Source organism: Ruegeria sp. AB8 (assembly GCF_056542605.1).
The window spans coordinates 1-16,017 of sequence record NZ_JBQGAB010000027.1 but is presented as its reverse complement, the minus strand read 5'-3'; the positions used below and the strand labels follow the sequence as shown (position 1 = coordinate 16,017).

Annotated in this window: 13 protein-coding genes, 1 tRNA gene and 3 pseudogenes; 6 read left to right on the top strand and 11 right to left on the bottom strand. The window is 58.8% G+C overall.

Annotation, left to right across the window (positions count from 1 at the left end; translation table 11 throughout):
- Positions 1 to 12 precede the first annotated feature (12 nt).
- From argB to rpmH, 10 genes and pseudogenes are all read right to left on the bottom strand, one after another.
- Positions 13 to 876 carry an acetylglutamate kinase gene (argB, locus tag ACR0CG_RS20650; protein ID WP_480527220.1) on the bottom strand — a complete coding sequence of 288 codons (864 nt, stop codon included), beginning with the start codon at positions 874 to 876 and terminating at the stop codon, positions 13 to 15.
- Positions 877 to 936: 60 nt separating this feature from the next.
- Complete coding sequence (gene yihA / locus ACR0CG_RS20645; protein WP_480527218.1) at positions 937 to 1,590, bottom strand: ribosome biogenesis GTP-binding protein YihA/YsxC; 654 nt, start codon at positions 1,588 to 1,590, stop codon at positions 937 to 939.
- Positions 1,587 to 2,324 carry an MOSC domain-containing protein gene (locus tag ACR0CG_RS20640; RefSeq protein WP_480527217.1) on the bottom strand — a complete coding sequence of 246 codons (738 nt, stop codon included), beginning with the start codon at positions 2,322 to 2,324 and terminating at the stop codon, positions 1,587 to 1,589. Before ACR0CG_RS20640 ends, yihA begins: the two co-directional genes overlap by 4 nt.
- Positions 2,321 to 4,150, bottom strand: a complete 1,830-nt coding sequence (gene yidC / locus ACR0CG_RS20635) for a membrane protein insertase YidC (RefSeq protein ID WP_480527215.1) — start codon at positions 4,148 to 4,150, stop codon at positions 2,321 to 2,323. Before yidC ends, ACR0CG_RS20640 begins: the two co-directional genes overlap by 4 nt.
- Before the next feature lie 126 nt (positions 4,151 to 4,276).
- Positions 4,277 to 5,587 (bottom strand): annotated as a pseudogene (locus ACR0CG_RS20630) (EAL domain-containing protein).
- Between the two features lie 301 nt (positions 5,588 to 5,888).
- Entirely contained in the window at positions 5,889 to 6,782 is an 894-nt protein-coding gene (ttcA, locus tag ACR0CG_RS20625; RefSeq protein ID WP_170613714.1) for a tRNA 2-thiocytidine(32) synthetase TtcA, read from the bottom strand.
- Positions 6,783 to 6,826: 44 nt separating this feature from the next.
- Positions 6,827 to 8,443 carry an acyl-CoA dehydrogenase family protein gene (locus ACR0CG_RS20620; protein WP_480527213.1) on the bottom strand — a complete coding sequence of 539 codons (1,617 nt, stop codon included), beginning with the start codon at positions 8,441 to 8,443 and terminating at the stop codon, positions 6,827 to 6,829.
- A gap of 70 nt (positions 8,444 to 8,513) precedes the next feature.
- Complete coding sequence (yidD, locus tag ACR0CG_RS20615; protein WP_170613710.1) at positions 8,514 to 8,759, bottom strand: membrane protein insertion efficiency factor YidD; 246 nt, start codon at positions 8,757 to 8,759, stop codon at positions 8,514 to 8,516.
- Positions 8,756 to 9,182 (bottom strand): annotated as a pseudogene (gene rnpA, locus ACR0CG_RS20610) (ribonuclease P protein component). Before rnpA ends, yidD begins: the two are co-directional and overlap by 4 nt.
- 26 nt (positions 9,183 to 9,208) lie before the next feature.
- A complete protein-coding gene (rpmH, locus tag ACR0CG_RS20605) occupies positions 9,209 to 9,343 on the bottom strand; it encodes a 50S ribosomal protein L34 (RefSeq protein WP_005980833.1) in 135 nt (44 codons plus the stop codon).
- Positions 9,344 to 9,639: 296 nt separating this feature from the next.
- Between rpmH and ACR0CG_RS20600 the strand changes: the two genes are divergently transcribed.
- The 5 genes from ACR0CG_RS20600 (at position 9,640) to ACR0CG_RS20580 (ending at position 15,274) form a co-directional block, all read left to right on the top strand.
- Positions 9,640 to 10,371, top strand: a complete 732-nt coding sequence (locus ACR0CG_RS20600) for a TVP38/TMEM64 family protein (RefSeq protein WP_480527212.1) — start codon at positions 9,640 to 9,642, stop codon at positions 10,369 to 10,371.
- A gap of 3 nt (positions 10,372 to 10,374) precedes the next feature.
- Positions 10,375 to 11,793, top strand: coding sequence for a dihydrolipoyl dehydrogenase family protein (locus ACR0CG_RS20595; protein ID WP_480527211.1), 1,419 nt, complete (start codon positions 10,375 to 10,377; stop codon positions 11,791 to 11,793).
- 15 nt (positions 11,794 to 11,808) lie between these two features.
- Positions 11,809 to 13,194 (top strand): sensor histidine kinase, encoded by a 1,386-nt coding sequence (locus ACR0CG_RS20590; RefSeq protein ID WP_480527249.1) that lies wholly within the window; start codon positions 11,809 to 11,811, stop codon positions 13,192 to 13,194.
- A gap of 64 nt (positions 13,195 to 13,258) precedes the next feature.
- Positions 13,259 to 13,335 (top strand) — tRNA-Arg (locus ACR0CG_RS20585).
- A 541-nt stretch (positions 13,336 to 13,876) separates the two neighbouring features.
- A complete protein-coding gene (locus ACR0CG_RS20580; RefSeq protein ID WP_480527209.1) occupies positions 13,877 to 15,274 on the top strand; it encodes a KAP family P-loop NTPase fold protein in 1,398 nt (465 codons plus the stop codon).
- Between the two features lie 73 nt (positions 15,275 to 15,347).
- Here ACR0CG_RS20580 and ACR0CG_RS20575 read toward each other — a convergent pair whose 3' ends face one another.
- Positions 15,348 to 15,857, bottom strand: coding sequence for a TIR domain-containing protein (locus tag ACR0CG_RS20575; RefSeq protein WP_480527208.1), 510 nt, complete (start codon positions 15,855 to 15,857; stop codon positions 15,348 to 15,350).
- A gap of 50 nt (positions 15,858 to 15,907) precedes the next feature.
- On the opposite strand from ACR0CG_RS20575, the pseudogene ACR0CG_RS20570 reads away from it, so the two are divergent.
- A pseudogene (locus tag ACR0CG_RS20570) lies at positions 15,908 to 16,017 on the top strand (IS5/IS1182 family transposase); the annotation flags it as partial.

Genomic DNA, 16,017 nt, shown 5'->3' with positions numbered 1-16,017 from the left:
TTCGCATAGGCGTCAGTCCGGCCGGATCAGAGAGCCCGCACCGTGTTCGGTGAACAATTCCAGCAATACGGCATTTGGGGCCCGGCCATCCAGGATGACAACCGCCCGAACGCCACTGTGCAGCGCGTCCAGAGCGGTTTCCGTTTTTGGGATCATGCCGCCGGCAATCGTGCCTTCGCGGGTCATCTCGCGGATCTGTCCGGCTTTGAGTTCGGTCACCACCTCTCCGGCTGCATTCTTGACGCCGGATACATCAGTCAGCAGCAACAGTCGATCCGCCTTCAGGGCCGACGCGATGGCTCCGGCAGCGGTATCGCCGTTCACGTTGAAGGTTTCACCGTTTTTGCCCGCTCCGAGCGGCGCAATCACGGGGATTACATCATGCGAGAAAAGATCATGCAGCAGTTTGGGATTCATCACGGATGGTGTGCCGACGAAGCCCAACGAGGAATCCGTCTGCTCGCAAACCATCAGATTGGCGTCCTTGCCGGACAGCCCGACCGCCGTTCCGCCCTGACGGTTGATGGCCTGCACGATCCGTTTGTTGACAAGGCCAGACAGCACCATCTCGACGACTTCGACCGTGGCCTTATCGGTGACCCGCTTGCCATTCACGAAATCCGACTGGATATCCAACTGATCAAGCATCGCGTTGATCATGGGTCCGCCACCATGCACGATGACCGGGTTTACCCCGACCTGCCGCATCAGCACGACATCGCGGGCAAAGCTTTCCATCGCCTCGTCGCTGCCCATGGCGTGACCGCCCAGTTTGATCACGACGATCGCGCCGTCATACCGCTGCAGGTAGGGCAGTGCGCTGTTTAGAGTGGCGGCGGTGGCAATCCAGTCCCGGTTCATGTCTCGTGTCTTCATGGCTTAGGTCCTTCTGGCGAACCGTGTTAGGGCCTTTGGACGGTGCTGCCAAGGGCGAAGCTACTCAAGATGTGCAATGATCGAGCGCAGGGTCGGTATTCCGTCACCTTTCTCGGAGGAGGTCAGCACAATCTCGGGGTAGGCGGCAGGGTGCTTGGACAGCGCGGAGCGGACCTGATCCAGCACCTTCTCACGCTCTTTGGCCTTGACCTTGTCGGCCTTGGTCATGACGCATTGAAATGTCACGGCGCTGGTATCCAGCAGCTTCATGATCTCGTCGTCCACAGGTTTTACTCCATGGCGCGAGTCGATCAATACAAAAGCGCGGCGCAGGGTTTGACGTCCGCTGAGGTACTGTTTCAGCAGTCGCTGCCATTTCTCGACTACTTTGACCGGCGCGTTGGCATAACCGTAACCGGGCAGGTCAACCAGATAGAGGTCGGGCCCTTGCGTGAAAAAGTTGATCTCCTGCGTGCGGCCGGGCGTGTTCGATGCGCGCGCCAATCCCTTGGTCCCGGTCAGCGCGTTGATCAGGCTGGATTTCCCCACGTTCGAGCGGCCCGCAAAACACACCTCAAGCCGGTCGGGGGCGGGCAGGCCGTCCATGGCAACCACGCCTTTGACGAATTCGGACGGGCCAGCAAACAACTTGCGCCCGGTTTCCTGCGCAATCGCATCCGGCGCGTCCGCCATTGGAAAAGGAAGCGTGCTCATACCGGTTCTACCTTGTCGCCGACACGGATCTCTCCGCCCTGGATAACTTCGGCGTAGACGCCAAAGTCCTGATGATCCCATGCGTTCAGGGTGCCCAGCGTGTCTGCATCCCGCGTGCCGGTTTCCGGGTTGGCGGTCGTGGCCAGACAGCGCGTGATACGTTCCCGAACTCGCAGAACGGCCTGACCGATGCGAATGTCGCGGTTCAGCCAGTCAAACTCTTCCCACAGGGGCAGCCCGTCGAACCAGATGTTGCCGCGCCAGCGGACAAGGGATAGATCCTGCCCCAGCTTCTGCTCGACCGCCCGGTGCGAGGCCATGTTGCACAGGCTGATCGAGGGGAAGTCACTGTCGGTCATTCCCCGTCCCGGAACCCGGATGATCCGCGCCGACGCAGCCCTGTCGACGGGCATCAGCGGTTTGACCCAGTCCAGAAAATCATCCTGCTGCGTGTCGGGATCGAAGTTGATCTCGGGGCGCCCCGGGTGGCTGAGCGTCACGGTGCCGCCGTTCATCCGGGCCGATATGGCCGCCAGTTGCGGGGCTTTGGAGCAGCGGCTGAAATTGGCACAGGGCGCCCATTCCGAACCATCGGCTTTTGACGCCTCGTGTGCGACGGCCCAAACGCGATCCCCGGGCATTGTCTGCCCGGGGGTCACGGTTACATCACTCAGGCTTTCCCGCCCGTGACTTTTGATTGGATGCCGCCAGAGGCTGGTGACAGACCCGCTCATTTGTCATCCGTCTTCGGGGTCCGCTTGAACCCGGACTTGATGTTGCCGAACACGTCCGGCGTGTAGCCCTGGCTGCGCATGATCAGGTACTGCTGCGTGAACGTGATCGTGTTGTTCGCAATCCAGTAAACCACCAGGCCGCTGGCAAACCCGCCCAGCATGAACATGAAGACCCACGGCATCCAGGCAAAGATCATCGCCTGTGTCGCATCCGTTGGTGCCGGGTTCAGTTTCTGCTGCAGCCACATCGAGATACCCAGCAGCAGTGGCAAGATACCGATGAAAATCAGCGCCATTAGCGTATCAGGCTGCGGTCCGGCCCAGGGCAGCCAGCCAAAGAAGTTGAAGATCGAGGTCGGGTCCGGCGCGCTGAGGTCCTGGAACGGGCCAAACCAGGGGGCCTGACGCAGTTCAATGGTGACAAAGATCACTTTATACAGCGAAAAGAAGATCGGGATCTGCATCAGGATCGGCAAACAGCCAGCGGCCGGGTTCACCTTTTCCTTTTTGTACAGCTCCATCATGCCCTGCTGCATCTTCTGACGATCGTCGCCGGCAGCCTCTTTCAGGGCCTCCATCTGCGGCTGAAGTTCCTTCATCTTGGCCATCGAGACGTAGGACTTGAACGCCAGCGGGAACAGGATCGCTTTGATGATCAGCGTCAGGCCGATGATCGACCAGCCCATATTGCCGATCAAAACGTTGATGTTGTGCAGCAGCCAGAAAATCGGCTTGGTCAGGAAGTAAAACCAGCCCCAATCGATGCTGTCCACGAACTTCTGCACACCTTCCGCCTGATATTCGCGGATGGTTTCCCATTCCTTGGCGCCTGCAAACAGGCGGGTGGTGACTTCCTCGGTCGCGCCGGGCGCAACGGACAGGGTCGGCAGTACGGTTTCAGTTTGATAAATCTTGCGGCGCGCGTCGTATTTTGCCGCCGCCTTGAAGGCCGAACCTTCAGCCGGGATCAGGGTGGTCATCCAGTAGTGATCGGTAAAGCCGACCCAGCCACCTTCCTTGATCTGAAAGACTTCGGCTTGCGCGCGTTCATTCGGATCAATGTCGAAGTCGCGGACATCGCCATAATCGATCTCGTCCAGAACGCCGTCCGCCATGACCATGACGCCTTCGTGCAGGATAAAGAAGTTCTTCAGGCCCGGCAGGTCGCCATCCTCACCCATACCGTGGCGTGCCAGAATGCCATAGGGGGCCATGCCCACTTCGGACTGCGTGGTGTTCTCGACCGATTGCGTGACCGAGAACATGTAGTCTTCATCAACCGACACGGTGCGGCGGAAGATCAGGCCCTTACCGTTGTCCCAGACCAGTGTGACCGGGCTGTCGACGGTAAGCGTGTCGCCTTGTTCAGTCGACCAGAGCGTGTTCGGCCCGGGGACATCCGCGCCGGCAACGCCCGCCCCAGGCGCCCAGCCATACAAGGCGTAATAGGCAGAATCGGACCCGACGGGCGAAAGCAGCTCGACGATCGGGGCGCCTGCTTCGATCGAGACCTTGTAGTCTTTCAGAAACAGCTCATCGATGCGTCCGCCGGCCAGAGACATGCTGCCAGACAGGCGGGGCGTGTCGATCTGAATGCGCGGGGCCTCGGCATCGGCTTGTGCCTCTTCTGTGGCAGCAGACGTATCGCCGACGGCTGTGTCACCCGCTGCGCTCGGAGTCTGAAGCTCACTGCCCTCGGAGGCGCTGACTTCCACCTGATCCGGTGTCGGCGCCTGTTCCGGGGGTGGGAAAAGGACGAACCAGACGAGGATCACCAGAAAGCTGAGCGCGGTTGCGAGGATGAGATTCTTGTTCTGATCGTCCATCTGGGACAGCCACCTTGAGCTGGGAAACACACCGGAGGTGTTCAACAGAGTGCAGCCCCAAAGGTCAAGTGGAATCGCCCGTCAATTTGCCACCGGAAGGGATTGCGCCTTGCAAAATCCCGGATTTCATCCGGTTTGCCGTCCAATCCCGGGAACCTTGTTCACTTTTGCGCGGTGCGAAGCGATCCAGTCGAGCGTCTGCTCGAATGGCATCGGTTTGCCAATTCCGAACCCCTGCACATGATTGCAGCCAAGCTGCGCCATCAGGGCATGCTCACCCGGGGTTTCCACGCCTTCGGCCAGTGTTTCCAGGTTCAGCCGTTCCGCCATCGTCAGGATGGCACTGGCCAATTGTTGCTGACCGGGATCCCGATCGGATTTTGTCACAAAGGACCGGTCGATCTTGATCCGCGAAACATCAAAGCGCTTGATGGACGCGATCGAGGCATGACCGGTGCCGAAATCATCCAGATCGATACAGCACCCCAGCGCGGCCATTCCGGTCACATTGCGGGTGATGACGTCATCGGGCCGTTTGGCAAACACCGTTTCCAGAACTTCGACCGCAAGCCTGTCCGGAGTCAGATCAAACTGGTCCAGTTCCTATTTCAGGCGATCCATGAGCCCCGGGTCGCGGAGTTCATCGGACGAGAAATTGATACCGATCCGCGGAATCACAACGCCGGCCCGGTCCCAGGCCTGCATGGCAGTGAACGCATGGTGGCGCATCGTATGGCCCAGCCGTTCCAGCAGTTCCGCCTGTTGGGCGAAGGGTAGAAACACCTGCGGGCCCAACACACCTTTTTGCGGATGCTCCCACCGGGCCAGTGCCTCAAAACCTGTGACGCGCCCTGTGTCCGTCGAGATTTGAGGCTGAAACCAGGGGCGAATTTCATCATTGTCCAACGCTGCCTCGAAATCCTTGCGCAGGTTTGTGCGGATCCGGGACCGACGGCGCGTTTCGGCGGAATAGGCCCGAATGGTCGAAGGGCCGTTTCTTTGTGCTTCGGCAAGTGCGGCGTTCGCCGCCTCGATCCCGTCGGTTGAGTCGCCGTCGAAGTCATGAGGCATCAGGCAAAACCCGATCGAGCACGAGACGTAAAGCCCGGCACCATTCAGCATGATCGGTTCTTCGATTGCAGTCTGGATACGGCCGGACATCTGAATGCAGGATTCCAGGTCAAGATGCGGAGATGCCCCAAGACCCAAAGCGATTTTGTCTCTGCCGTCTCGTGTCACGATGTCCTGGGCCCGGATCGTGGACAAGGTCCGGCTGCAGGCCAGTTCGGCGATATGGGCGGCCGCCGCCTGCCCGTGCAGGTCTAGCAGCGACCCATAGTCATCCAGTGAAATCACGAAACAGGCCGAGCTTTCCATATTTTTCCTCGCCCCATCCAGAAGGAGCCCCAACCTGGTACGAAACACCTGATCCGGCATCATCCCGCCAGAATTGTCGCGAAATGAATTCCCAATCGCAGGCCAGATATTTGCGGCGCTTGCTCCGGCAAGGATCAGGGGCAAGCCCAATGCGACGATCAACAGCACTTGCTCTCCGCCGATCCAGAAGGCTGCAAGGCTGAGTGCCGGTATGAAGGCCAGTGCGGAAGGGCCGCTCAGGCCAGCGACAATCGTGTTGAGAACTCGTTTAAAGATCAATCGGTTCCGCATTGGTTCTGACGGCCTTCAGCTTGGACTCAGCGCGCAAGCCCAACCGTAGGAAACCAAACTGAGTCAGTCGTTAACGCAGACGCGGAATTTCGTCCGATTTTTCGTTTTTTTGACCCGGATCAAGCGAAAGATTCGCGAAATCGAACAATTTCGGGTCCAGCAGATGCGAGGGCCGCGCGTTTGTCAGGGCCCGGAACATCACCTGACGCCGGCCGGGGCTGTTCTTTTCCCACTGATCGAGAATCTGTTTCACCTGTTGGCGCTGCAAGCCGTCCTGACTGCCGCAGAGGTCACAGGGGATGATGGGATAGTTCATGGCGGTTGCGAATTTCGCGCAATCGGCCTCGGCCACATGGGCGAGGGGGCGGAAAACGAACAGGTCGCCCTCTTCATTCACAAGTTTAGGCGGCATGGTGGCCAGACGCCCGCCGTGGAAGAGGTTCATGAAGAAGGTTTCGAGGATGTCGTCACGGTGATGACCCAGTACCACGGCAGAGCAGCCCTCTTCCCGGGCGATGCGATACAGGTTGCCGCGGCGCAGGCGTGAACACAGCGCACAATAGGTGCGGCCCTGCGGAACCTTGTCCATCACGACGGAATAGGTGTCCTGATATTCGATGCGGTGCGGAACACCCATTCGTTCGAGAAACTCGGGTAGAACAGTGGCGGGAAAACCCGGCTGACCCTGATCCAGATTGCAGGCCAGAAGGTCGACCGGCAACAGTCCGCGCCATTTCAACTCGTGGAGAACCGCAAGAAGGGTATAGCTGTCCTTGCCGCCTGACAGGCAAATCAGCCAGCGGGGCGGTTTGCCATCCTTGTCATGGGCGGACGGGTCCACCATCCCGTAGTGCTCAATGGCCTCACGGGTCTGGCGCACGATGCGCTTGCGCAGCTTTTTGAACTCGGTGGTCGAGGGCGCACCAGCAAAAAGCGGGTGGATATCGTCAGCTTCGTCAAACATGGGCTGCCCCTACAGCAGTTGCGGCAACCGGGCAAGTGGGCGGGTCAGCCCAGACGCGCCAGCAGGGCGTCGGTGTCCAGTCCTGTGACCGATCCCGGGATGCGACCGCTTTCACCTGACAGACGCGTGGCAATGAAGCCGTCGGCAACCGCGCCGGGGGCATGTCGCACCAACTGCGCCGCCGCCAACAAAAGTGCTGTACGCTCGGCGAACCACCGAGCCTCTGCTTCGGGTGGCAGGTCGGGCCAACGGTCGCGATGCGCCTTCAACGCTGCGTCATAGCCCCGGTCTGCACCTCGTGCGGCGTCCAACTCGGCCTGCATTACCTCGGCAGCCAGCGGTTCTCGGATCAGGGTGCGCAGAATGTCGAGGCAGATCACGTTGCCTGACCCCTCCCAAATGCCGTTTAGCGGGGCTTCCCGATAGAGCAGGGGCAGAGGGGTATCCTCGACATAGCCCATGCCGCCCAGCACCTCCATCGCCTCGACCACGACAACCGGACAGCGCTTGTTGTTCAGGAATTTGGCCAGTGCGACGCTGATGCGGGCAAAGGCCCTGTCTTCGGGCGACTGGCCGTCGAACGCCTGCGCGACCCGCATCCCCAACGTCAGAGCGCTCTCCCAATCAAGTGCCAGGTCGGCCAGCACGGCGCGCATCAGGGGCTGGTCGATCAGACGGCGCTGAAACGCGGTTCGGTGGCTGACCCAATGATGTGCCTCGGACAGGGCGGCACGCATCAGTCCGGCCGGAGCCATGGCAGTGTCCAGACGGGTGTGGTGCACCATTTCGATAATGGTCTGAACGCCAGCGCCTTCGTCGCCCAGCTGATAGGCCAGCGCGTCGTGGTATTCGATTTCGGCAGAGGCGTTGGATCTGTTGCCCAGCTTGTCCTTCAGACGCATCAGATGGATCGCGTTACGCTCGCCCTCCAGCCAGCGGGGAACAAGGAAACAGGTCAGCCCACCCGGCGTCTGCGCCAGCGTCAGGAAGCCGTCCGACATCGGGGCCGAGCAGAACCATTTGTGACCGCGCAGACGCCAGTGATTGCCGTCGCGGGTGGCAATGGTGGTATTGGCGCGTACGTCCGAGCCACCCTGTTTCTCAGTCATCGCCATACCCAACGTGGCGCTGGCTTTTGGGTCGATCGGACGCGTCGACGGATCATAGCTGTGCGCCATGAGTTTTGGGCGCCAGACCGAGGCGATCTGCTGATTGACCTCAAGCGCCGGGATTGCCGCGTAGGTCATGGTCATCGGGCAACAATGCCCCGGCTCGACCTGTCCCGCCAAGTAGACCATGGCTGCGTGGGTGGCGTGCCCACCAGGCTGACCGTCCCAGGCCATTGCGGCGTAACCGGCTGACTGGCTGATCTGCATCATCTGGTGGTAAGCGGGGTGAAACCGCACCTCGTCCAGACGCCGCCCGCCCTGATCGAATACCCGGAGTTCGGGCGGCTGTCGGTTGGCTTCGCGCCCCAGCTCTCGTGTCTCGGCGCGTCCAAGTGTTTCGCCCAAAGCCGCCAAAGGCGCTACGCGCGCGCCGGACACGTTCACCGTGTCTCGAAGCACCGGGTCGCAGGCCCACAGGTCAATGTCACCACGAACTTGCGGTTGGTTGTGAACGGTGTGCGTGGGCAGAGTGCGGCGTGCGTCTGGTGGCATCAGAACCTCGGGTTGGACTGATCCGAATGTTGAGCGCAGGTTCAACCGGGTCAAGTCTGACCGGGGGTCATTAAGTTCTGCTCTGCTCGTCAGGGCGTTCCGGCACGGGATCGTAGCCGTCACCGCCCCAAGGGTGGCATCGACCGATCCGTCGGGCGGCCAGCCACGCGCCCTTGATCGCACCGTGTTTTTCCAATGCTTCCAGCGCATAGGCCGAACACGTGGGCTGATAGCGGCAGTTGAACCCGACCCAGGGGCTGAAAACCAGCCGATAAGCCCTGACAGGCAGGGCAAGGATATGAGAGAACAGGGTCATTTCCGCGCACCGTGGATTTTGCGCAGCGCATAGCGTAGGTCATCCAAAAGGGCGTCAAACGGGCGCGCGGCGGTCACTTCGGCGCGACCGACCAGTACATAGTCCCACCCATCAAGCCCACTGACGGGCAGCACAGCGCGGGCGGCCTCGCGCAAACGCCGCTTGGCGCGATTGCGGGCAACGGCATTGCCGACCTTCTTTGAACAGGTAAACCCGACGCGAATTCCGGTCGCCTCGTCAGGTGCGCGTTTGCGGGCCTGTACCATCATCGAGGATGTGCCCTGTCTGCGCGCACGGGCGGCATTCAGAAAATCGGATCGTTTCGTGAGAACGGTCAGAGTTTCAGGCGCGCAAACGGACGCCGCCGGGGGCGTTTCCCCGGGCTGGTTCTTACCATCCACGAGGGGCCTCCGGCGGCGTCATGTTCATATCCTGACAGGTCGAGCGGTTTACGCGCTCAGCGACTTGCGGCCACGTGCGCGGCGCGCGTTCAGGATCTTGCGGCCGGCCTTGGTGGCCATGCGCGCGCGGAAACCGTGGCGGCGTTTGCGAACCAGGTTCGAAGGCTGATAGGTGCGTTTCATCGCTCCGTCTCCAATCTATGCGGTCGGGTGCGGCGCGGATTCGCCTGCCCGTGGTGTTCGAAGCCCGTCCTCTACTGGGTAGCGGGGGGTAAGTCAAACCCCAAGGTGGGGGTTTTGGCGGCTTTTGCAACAATTCTGTAACCCAGCCCGTGAAAAGGTTTCAAAAAGACGGGTCAGCGGCGCCAAACCCTCACATTCCCGGACAAAAACATCAAGGCAGCGTGAGGCCCCTGTTGCCGAGGCGCCATGCGGCGCATGTTGTTTGAAGAATGAAACACACGAAACCGGACAGCCACATGAGTGATGCAACTCAGGCCCCGCGCAGAGGGCTTGCGCGACATATGCCGTTGCTGGTGATTCTTACCGTTGCAGCGGTGGGGTTTTTCACACTGGGCGACTATCTGACGTTCGAAATTCTGCGCGACAACCGCGAGGCGCTTTTGGCGTGGCGTGATGCCAATTACTGGGCAATGGCCGGTGCTTTCGTGACGATTTACATCGTCATCGTGGCATTTTCTTTGCCGGGTGCGGCGGTGGCCTCGATGACGGGCGGGTTCCTGTTCGGACTGATCGCCGGAACCGTCTTCAACGTATTTGCGGCCACGGTCGGTGCATCGGTGATCTTTTGGGCCGCGCGCTGGGGGTTGGGCGAAGCCCTGACGGCCCGCCTCGAATCTTCGGAGGGCAGCATCAAAAAGCTCAAGGACAGTTTGCGCGAGAATGAAATTCCGGTTCTGTTTCTGCTGCGCCTTGTACCCGTCGTGCCGTTTTTCGTGGCCAACCTTGTGCCCGCTCTGGTCGGCGTGAAGTTCCGCAATTTTCTGATCACCACGGCGCTGGGCATTATCCCGGGAGGGATTGTGTACACGTGGATCGGCGTGGGGCTGGGCGGTGTGTTCGACCGGGGCGAGACGCCTGACGTTTCGCTGCTGTGGGAACCCTTTGTCATAGGTCCCATCATCGGCTTGTGTGTGCTGGCCGCTTTGCCGATTGTCATCAAATCCGTTCGAGGCCGAAAGGACGCCTGATACATGCAAGATCTGAAAGCCGATATCCTGGTGATCGGAGCCGGGTCAGGGGGGTTGTCCGTAGCCGCAGGGGCCAGCCAGATGGGGGCAAACGTCATCCTGCTGGAAGGCCACAAGATGGGCGGAGATTGCCTGAACTTCGGATGTGTTCCGTCCAAAGCCCTGATCGCCAGCGCAAACGCAGCCCATGCGCAGGCCCATGCCTCGGCGCTGGGCGTGGCGGACGTGGTTCCGCAGGTGGATTATGCTGCCGCCAAGGACCACGTGCGGGGCGTTATCGCCCAGATCGAACCGATGGACAGCCAGGAGCGGTTCGAGGGTTTTGGCGTCAAAGTCATCCGAGAATATGGCAGTTTTGTTTCTCCGACCCAGGTGCAGGCGGGTGGTCACCTGATCACTGCGCGGCGTGTGGTGATCGCAACGGGTTCTTCCCCTTTGGTGCCGCCGATCCCCGGGTTGGATCAGGTGCCGTATTTCACCAACGAGACCATCTTTGACCTGCGCGACAAGCCCGATCACCTTTTGATCATCGGCGGCGGGCCCATCGGCATGGAAATGGCGCAGGCCCATATTCGGCTGGGATGCAAAGTCACTGTGATCGAAGGGATGACAGCACTGGGCAAGGATGACCCCGAAGCGGCCGAGGTTGTTTTGGAGACTTTGCGCGCGGAAGGCGTGGTGATTCACGAAATGGCATTGGTCGCGCAGATCAGGGGCAACGCTGGCACGATTGAGGTAGTGACCGAGAATGGTGACGTCTTCTCGGGCTCGCATCTGTTGCTGGCGGCGGGACGCAAGGCAAACACAGACCGCCTGAACCTTGAAGCCGCCGGGATCGAACTGTCCCCTACCGGGGTCAAGGTTAACGAGGCGTTGCGGACCACCAATCGCAAGGTCTATGCCATCGGTGACGTCGCTGGTGGGCTGCAATTCACCCATGTGGCCGGATATCACGCCGGGATTGTCATCCGTTCGGCACTGTTCGGCCTGCCGTCCAAGGCGAAGACGGCGCATATCCCGTGGGCCACCTATACTGATCCGGAACTGGCGCAGGTGGGCCTGACCGAAGCGCAGGCGCATGCACACCATGGCGACAAGGTCGAGGTCGCCCGTTTTGACTATCATCACGTTGACAGGGCGATTTCCCAGCGGAAAACGAAAGGCTTCATTAAGGTCATGGTCGTAAAAGGCCGGCCCGTGGGTGTTACAATCGTGGGTCATCAGGCGGGCGAACTGATCAACTTGTGGTCGCTGGCCCTGGCCAATAATCTGAAGATGGGTCAGGTCGCCGCGATGGTGTCCCCCTATCCGACGATCGGAGAGCTTAACAAACGCGCGGCGGGCGCTTATTTCTCGCCAAGGCTGTTTGAGAATCAGGCAGTTAAACGAGTGGTCAGGTTCGTCCAGCGCTGGATCCCCTGACCGGGAAAGGAGCGCATATTGAACTCGCTGTCGGGCCGATTTCTGATCCTGACGACGGTCTTCGTGATGTTGGCCGAGGTGCTGATCTTTGTGCCATCGATTGCGCGGTTCCGCGAAGATTTCCTGCTGAACCGGCTTGAACGGGCCCAGATCGCCTCGCTGGCGTTGCTGGCTGATGACATGCTGGCCGAAGATCTGGAGGCCGAGCTTCTGGCCAATGCGGGCGTCTACAATGTGGTGTTGCGGCGTGACGAGGTGCGTCAGCTGATGCTGTCCTCACCGATCCCCGAGCCGATCACCAAGACCTACGATCTGCGCGACGCGAGCCCTTGGGTTCTGATCCGGGGCGCGATGGCCCGGCTGTTCACTCCGGAAAACGAAGTCATCCGAGTGATAGGCGAGCCGGTCAAGGGTGCCGGGCTGCTGATCGAAGTGACGATCGACAGCGCGCCGCTGCGCATGGCGATGACGGACTACGGCCTGCGAATTCTGGGGCTGTCCTTCGTGATTTCCATCATCACCGCCTTTTTCCTGTTTCTTGCGGTGCGTGTCGTTCTGGTGCGTCCGATCAAAAGCGTGGTCGGATACATGCAGCGTTATGCCAGCGCACCTGAGGATGCGCGCGGCATCATCTCGCCGGATTCCCGGGTGACGGAACTCAGGGAAGCCGAGGAGGCCCTGCAAATGTTGCAGAAGGAGCTGACGCAGGCCCTGAAACAGCGTGAACGCTTGGCTCAGTTGGGTGGGGCCGTGGCCAAGGTCAGTCACGATTTGCGCAATATCCTGACCTCGGCACAATTGTTCACGGACCGCATCGAATCCAGTGACGATCCGGTGGTTCGGCGTCTGGCCCCCAAGCTGGTGAATTCGATCACCCGTGCGGTGTCCTTATGTGAAAGCACGCTGGCATTTGGCCGCGCCGAGGAACCGGCACCCACATTGACCATGGTCCGGTTGCGCGATGTCGGTGAAGATGTTGTGGCCAGTGAAAGGCTGGCGGTTGCCGATTCTTGCGTGGAAATTGTCAACAACCTGCCGCAGGACCTGATCGCCCGCGCCGACCCCGAGCAGATGTTCCGGGTCATGATGAATCTTGTTCGCAACGCGCGTCAGGCGCTTGTCGCCTCGGGCAAGCCCGGGAAGATCACGATAGAAGGCCGTGAAGACGACGATAGCTGGTGCGTTGAAGTCCGCGACAATGGTCCGGGCCTGCCCCCGAAAGCGCGGGAAAACCTGTTTACCCCGTTTCAGGGCGGCGTCCGCAAAGGAGGTTCGGGTTTGGGCCTCGCGATATCGCAGGAACTGGTGCGCGGACATGGCGGAGATCTGGTGCTGAAGCACACAGGTCCTGACGGAACCACCTTTGAAATAAGCCTGCCGCGCGGCGACCGGACTTTTTGAAAGTTTTTTTGAGAATCGACTTGCACGTCCCCGGACCTGGGTCTAAATACCGCCTCACCAACGCGGACCGATAGCTCAGCTGGATAGAGTACTTGACTACGAATCAAGGGGTCGGGGGTTCGAATCCTCCTCGGTCCGCCACTGGTTTACTGTTGGACGTCAGACGAAATTGACCTTTGCGTCATAAACTGACCCAACACCCCTTTTTCGTACTCCCGCAGACTGTTTCGTTTGATCTGACTTCTCCTCTGGAAAATCAGGGCTGATTTGCAGATCAGACGGCGAAGCCGCCTGTTCCTGCTGATCTGCCACGTGGCGAACGCGGGAGGGGGCGAGGCAATGCTATTCGACAGGGGTGGTGCGGCCCGCAGGCAAAGCCGAGGACACGGCCCTGTCTAATAGGGTTGCCCGAGGGGGAGGGCAGCGCCCTCACCCTGACGGTCAGGGGCGTTTGGCTTGCCCAAATCCCCCTGGCCCACAAAAGGTCGATGGCTGATAACCCCGCCACGACTTGTAACTTCGACCCAAAGCTGCGCTTACCGAAGCAACGGACTCCGCAGCTTGGCTGCACAAGTTTAGACTTTTTCTGCGGCTGCCAAACTCGTGCAGTGAATTTGCGTTTGGAACTTCACCGAAAAAATTACTAACTCTAAATAGGTAGCAAAATTCAGGGCCAAGTTTGATGAAGATTTTCCCTTCAGAACCGCAGGTGGCACCCTATGAAGAGGGCTTCGAAGGTCGTGATATTCTACAACGCGCGGAAGTTGGTAAATCTCTTTCTGGGTTAGTAGAACGTATTGAAGACCCAATAGTAGTTGCCTTGGATGGCGGTTGGGGCACGGGAAAGACCTATTTTCTAAAGCGTTGGGTTGGTGCACATACACTTGCCAACGAGGGCAAAGCAACGACCATCTATTTTGATGCTTTCGCAAATGACTTCTTAAATGATCCGCTACCTAGCCTTGTATCGACCATCAGTGATCGTTTCCCGCACGCTGATGAGAGCACCATGGAGCGGATTAAGGCTGCGACCTTCAAGTTCGCAAAACCGTTAGCGCGGATCGGTGTAGCAATGGCAACATTTGGTGCTACAGAAACGTTATCACCCGTTGGGGATGCCGCCGCTAAGGCCTTGAGTACAGAGGCATCCGATGCGTTGGAAAACTACTGGTCGCAGGAAACCGGGCGCCGTGCCGCAATGGATGAATTTCGTTCGGCTCTGACGGAACTGGTAGCAGCTCATCTGGAAGCGGAAGACCAACCAACGACTGTTGGGGCGCGATTGGTCTTGGTGGTGGATGAATTGGATCGATGTCGACCGGACTATGCGTTGGAGGTGTTGGAGGTGATAAAGCACTTTTTTGCAATTCCGGGCATTGCCTTCGTTTTGGGGGTCAATCTGAGGGCGCTGGAAAACAGTGTGAAAGCCCGCTATGGGCCCGACATTGACGCGTCTGCATACTTACGAAAGTTCATCAACGTTTCATTAGCGTTACCTTCAGAAATTGGCCGGGAGCACCACACGAAAGACACTGTAGCGGTTTACCTCGAACACCGGCTTCAAGAAATGGGGATACCTGATCACATTGCCAATGCGCTAAAACCACATGTGAAAATCGTGTCCCGAAACAACTCAATATCAATAAGAGATGTGGGAAAAATTCTGAACGCAGTCACTCTTCTGAGCGGCGACATACTGCAAAATGAGAGATACTTGCGAGGTTGGATAGATGTCATGATCGCCTTGCTCGTTTCGAAGGTCATCCGGCCGGAGATCCACGAAAAGTTCCTGTCTTTGTCGTTTAGTGAAGGCGACATAGAGGATTACTTTGATGCAACAATACGGCGTCGAACCCATCGAATTGATGACGAACACAATGCGGAGTTCGACCGCTATACCATGACTCAGTTTTACTCATGGCTCTATCTAGCCAACGGTGGGAGTTTACCGGACGAAGAGGATGGCATGAAAAAGTTCATTGACGGCTTGTTTTCTCAATGGAGCGGTGGCCCCGATGATCCGCGATCGATCCCCAAAAAGGTTCAGAGGGACTGGCTGGAGCTATTCAAAGCTCAGTGAGTCTGGGAAAATAACACTAGCCTATCCAAACGGTGTTGGGTTGTCCCTTTGGGGTTGGTCTACACTTGGTGCGCTACTTAATATAGCCCCAGTCCACTTGCGTGTCGCGACTATAGTAGTTGTGAGGACCACTGAGTTTCCCACTGTTTACAGTGAACTGTCCTATAGCATCCATGATGGCGTCCTTACGGAAGGGCACGTGGATTGCGGCTGCGGTGGAATTGTCCAGCCTAGTCTTTAGGGCCGTGGGCCACTCATCGGAATGAGATTTGGTGTTCAGAATTGAATTGTAACCTGTGTAGGCGATGATCAAAGGGATTTTGTAGTAGTCCACTGCTTTCTCGATTTCGTAGGACAGCAAGCTTCCAGTCTTCCGAGTGTCCGAAGAAATAATAACTACCATGTTCTTGGACGCAGCAAGCCTTGCTCGGATGCTGGTCTTGAGCGTTTCTAGCTTGCTAGTGTCACGTACTGAACTTGCCTTTTCATGGCTATTAACAAACTTGAACTCGATACCTTTGGCGGCATTCCAGCCTTGAACCGTCGCATAATATTTGAAGTCCGACTTAGGGTCAGGACCCATTGATTTCCGCGTGGCTGCGTTATTCACGGTTCGAAAATCGAGCGGTGACCATGTCTGATCTTTTCTGGTTGACGGATGCGCAGATGGCGCGTCTTGAGCCTTTCTTCCCCAAGTCCCACGGCAAACCACGCGTTGATGATCGACATGTGTTGAGCGGCAT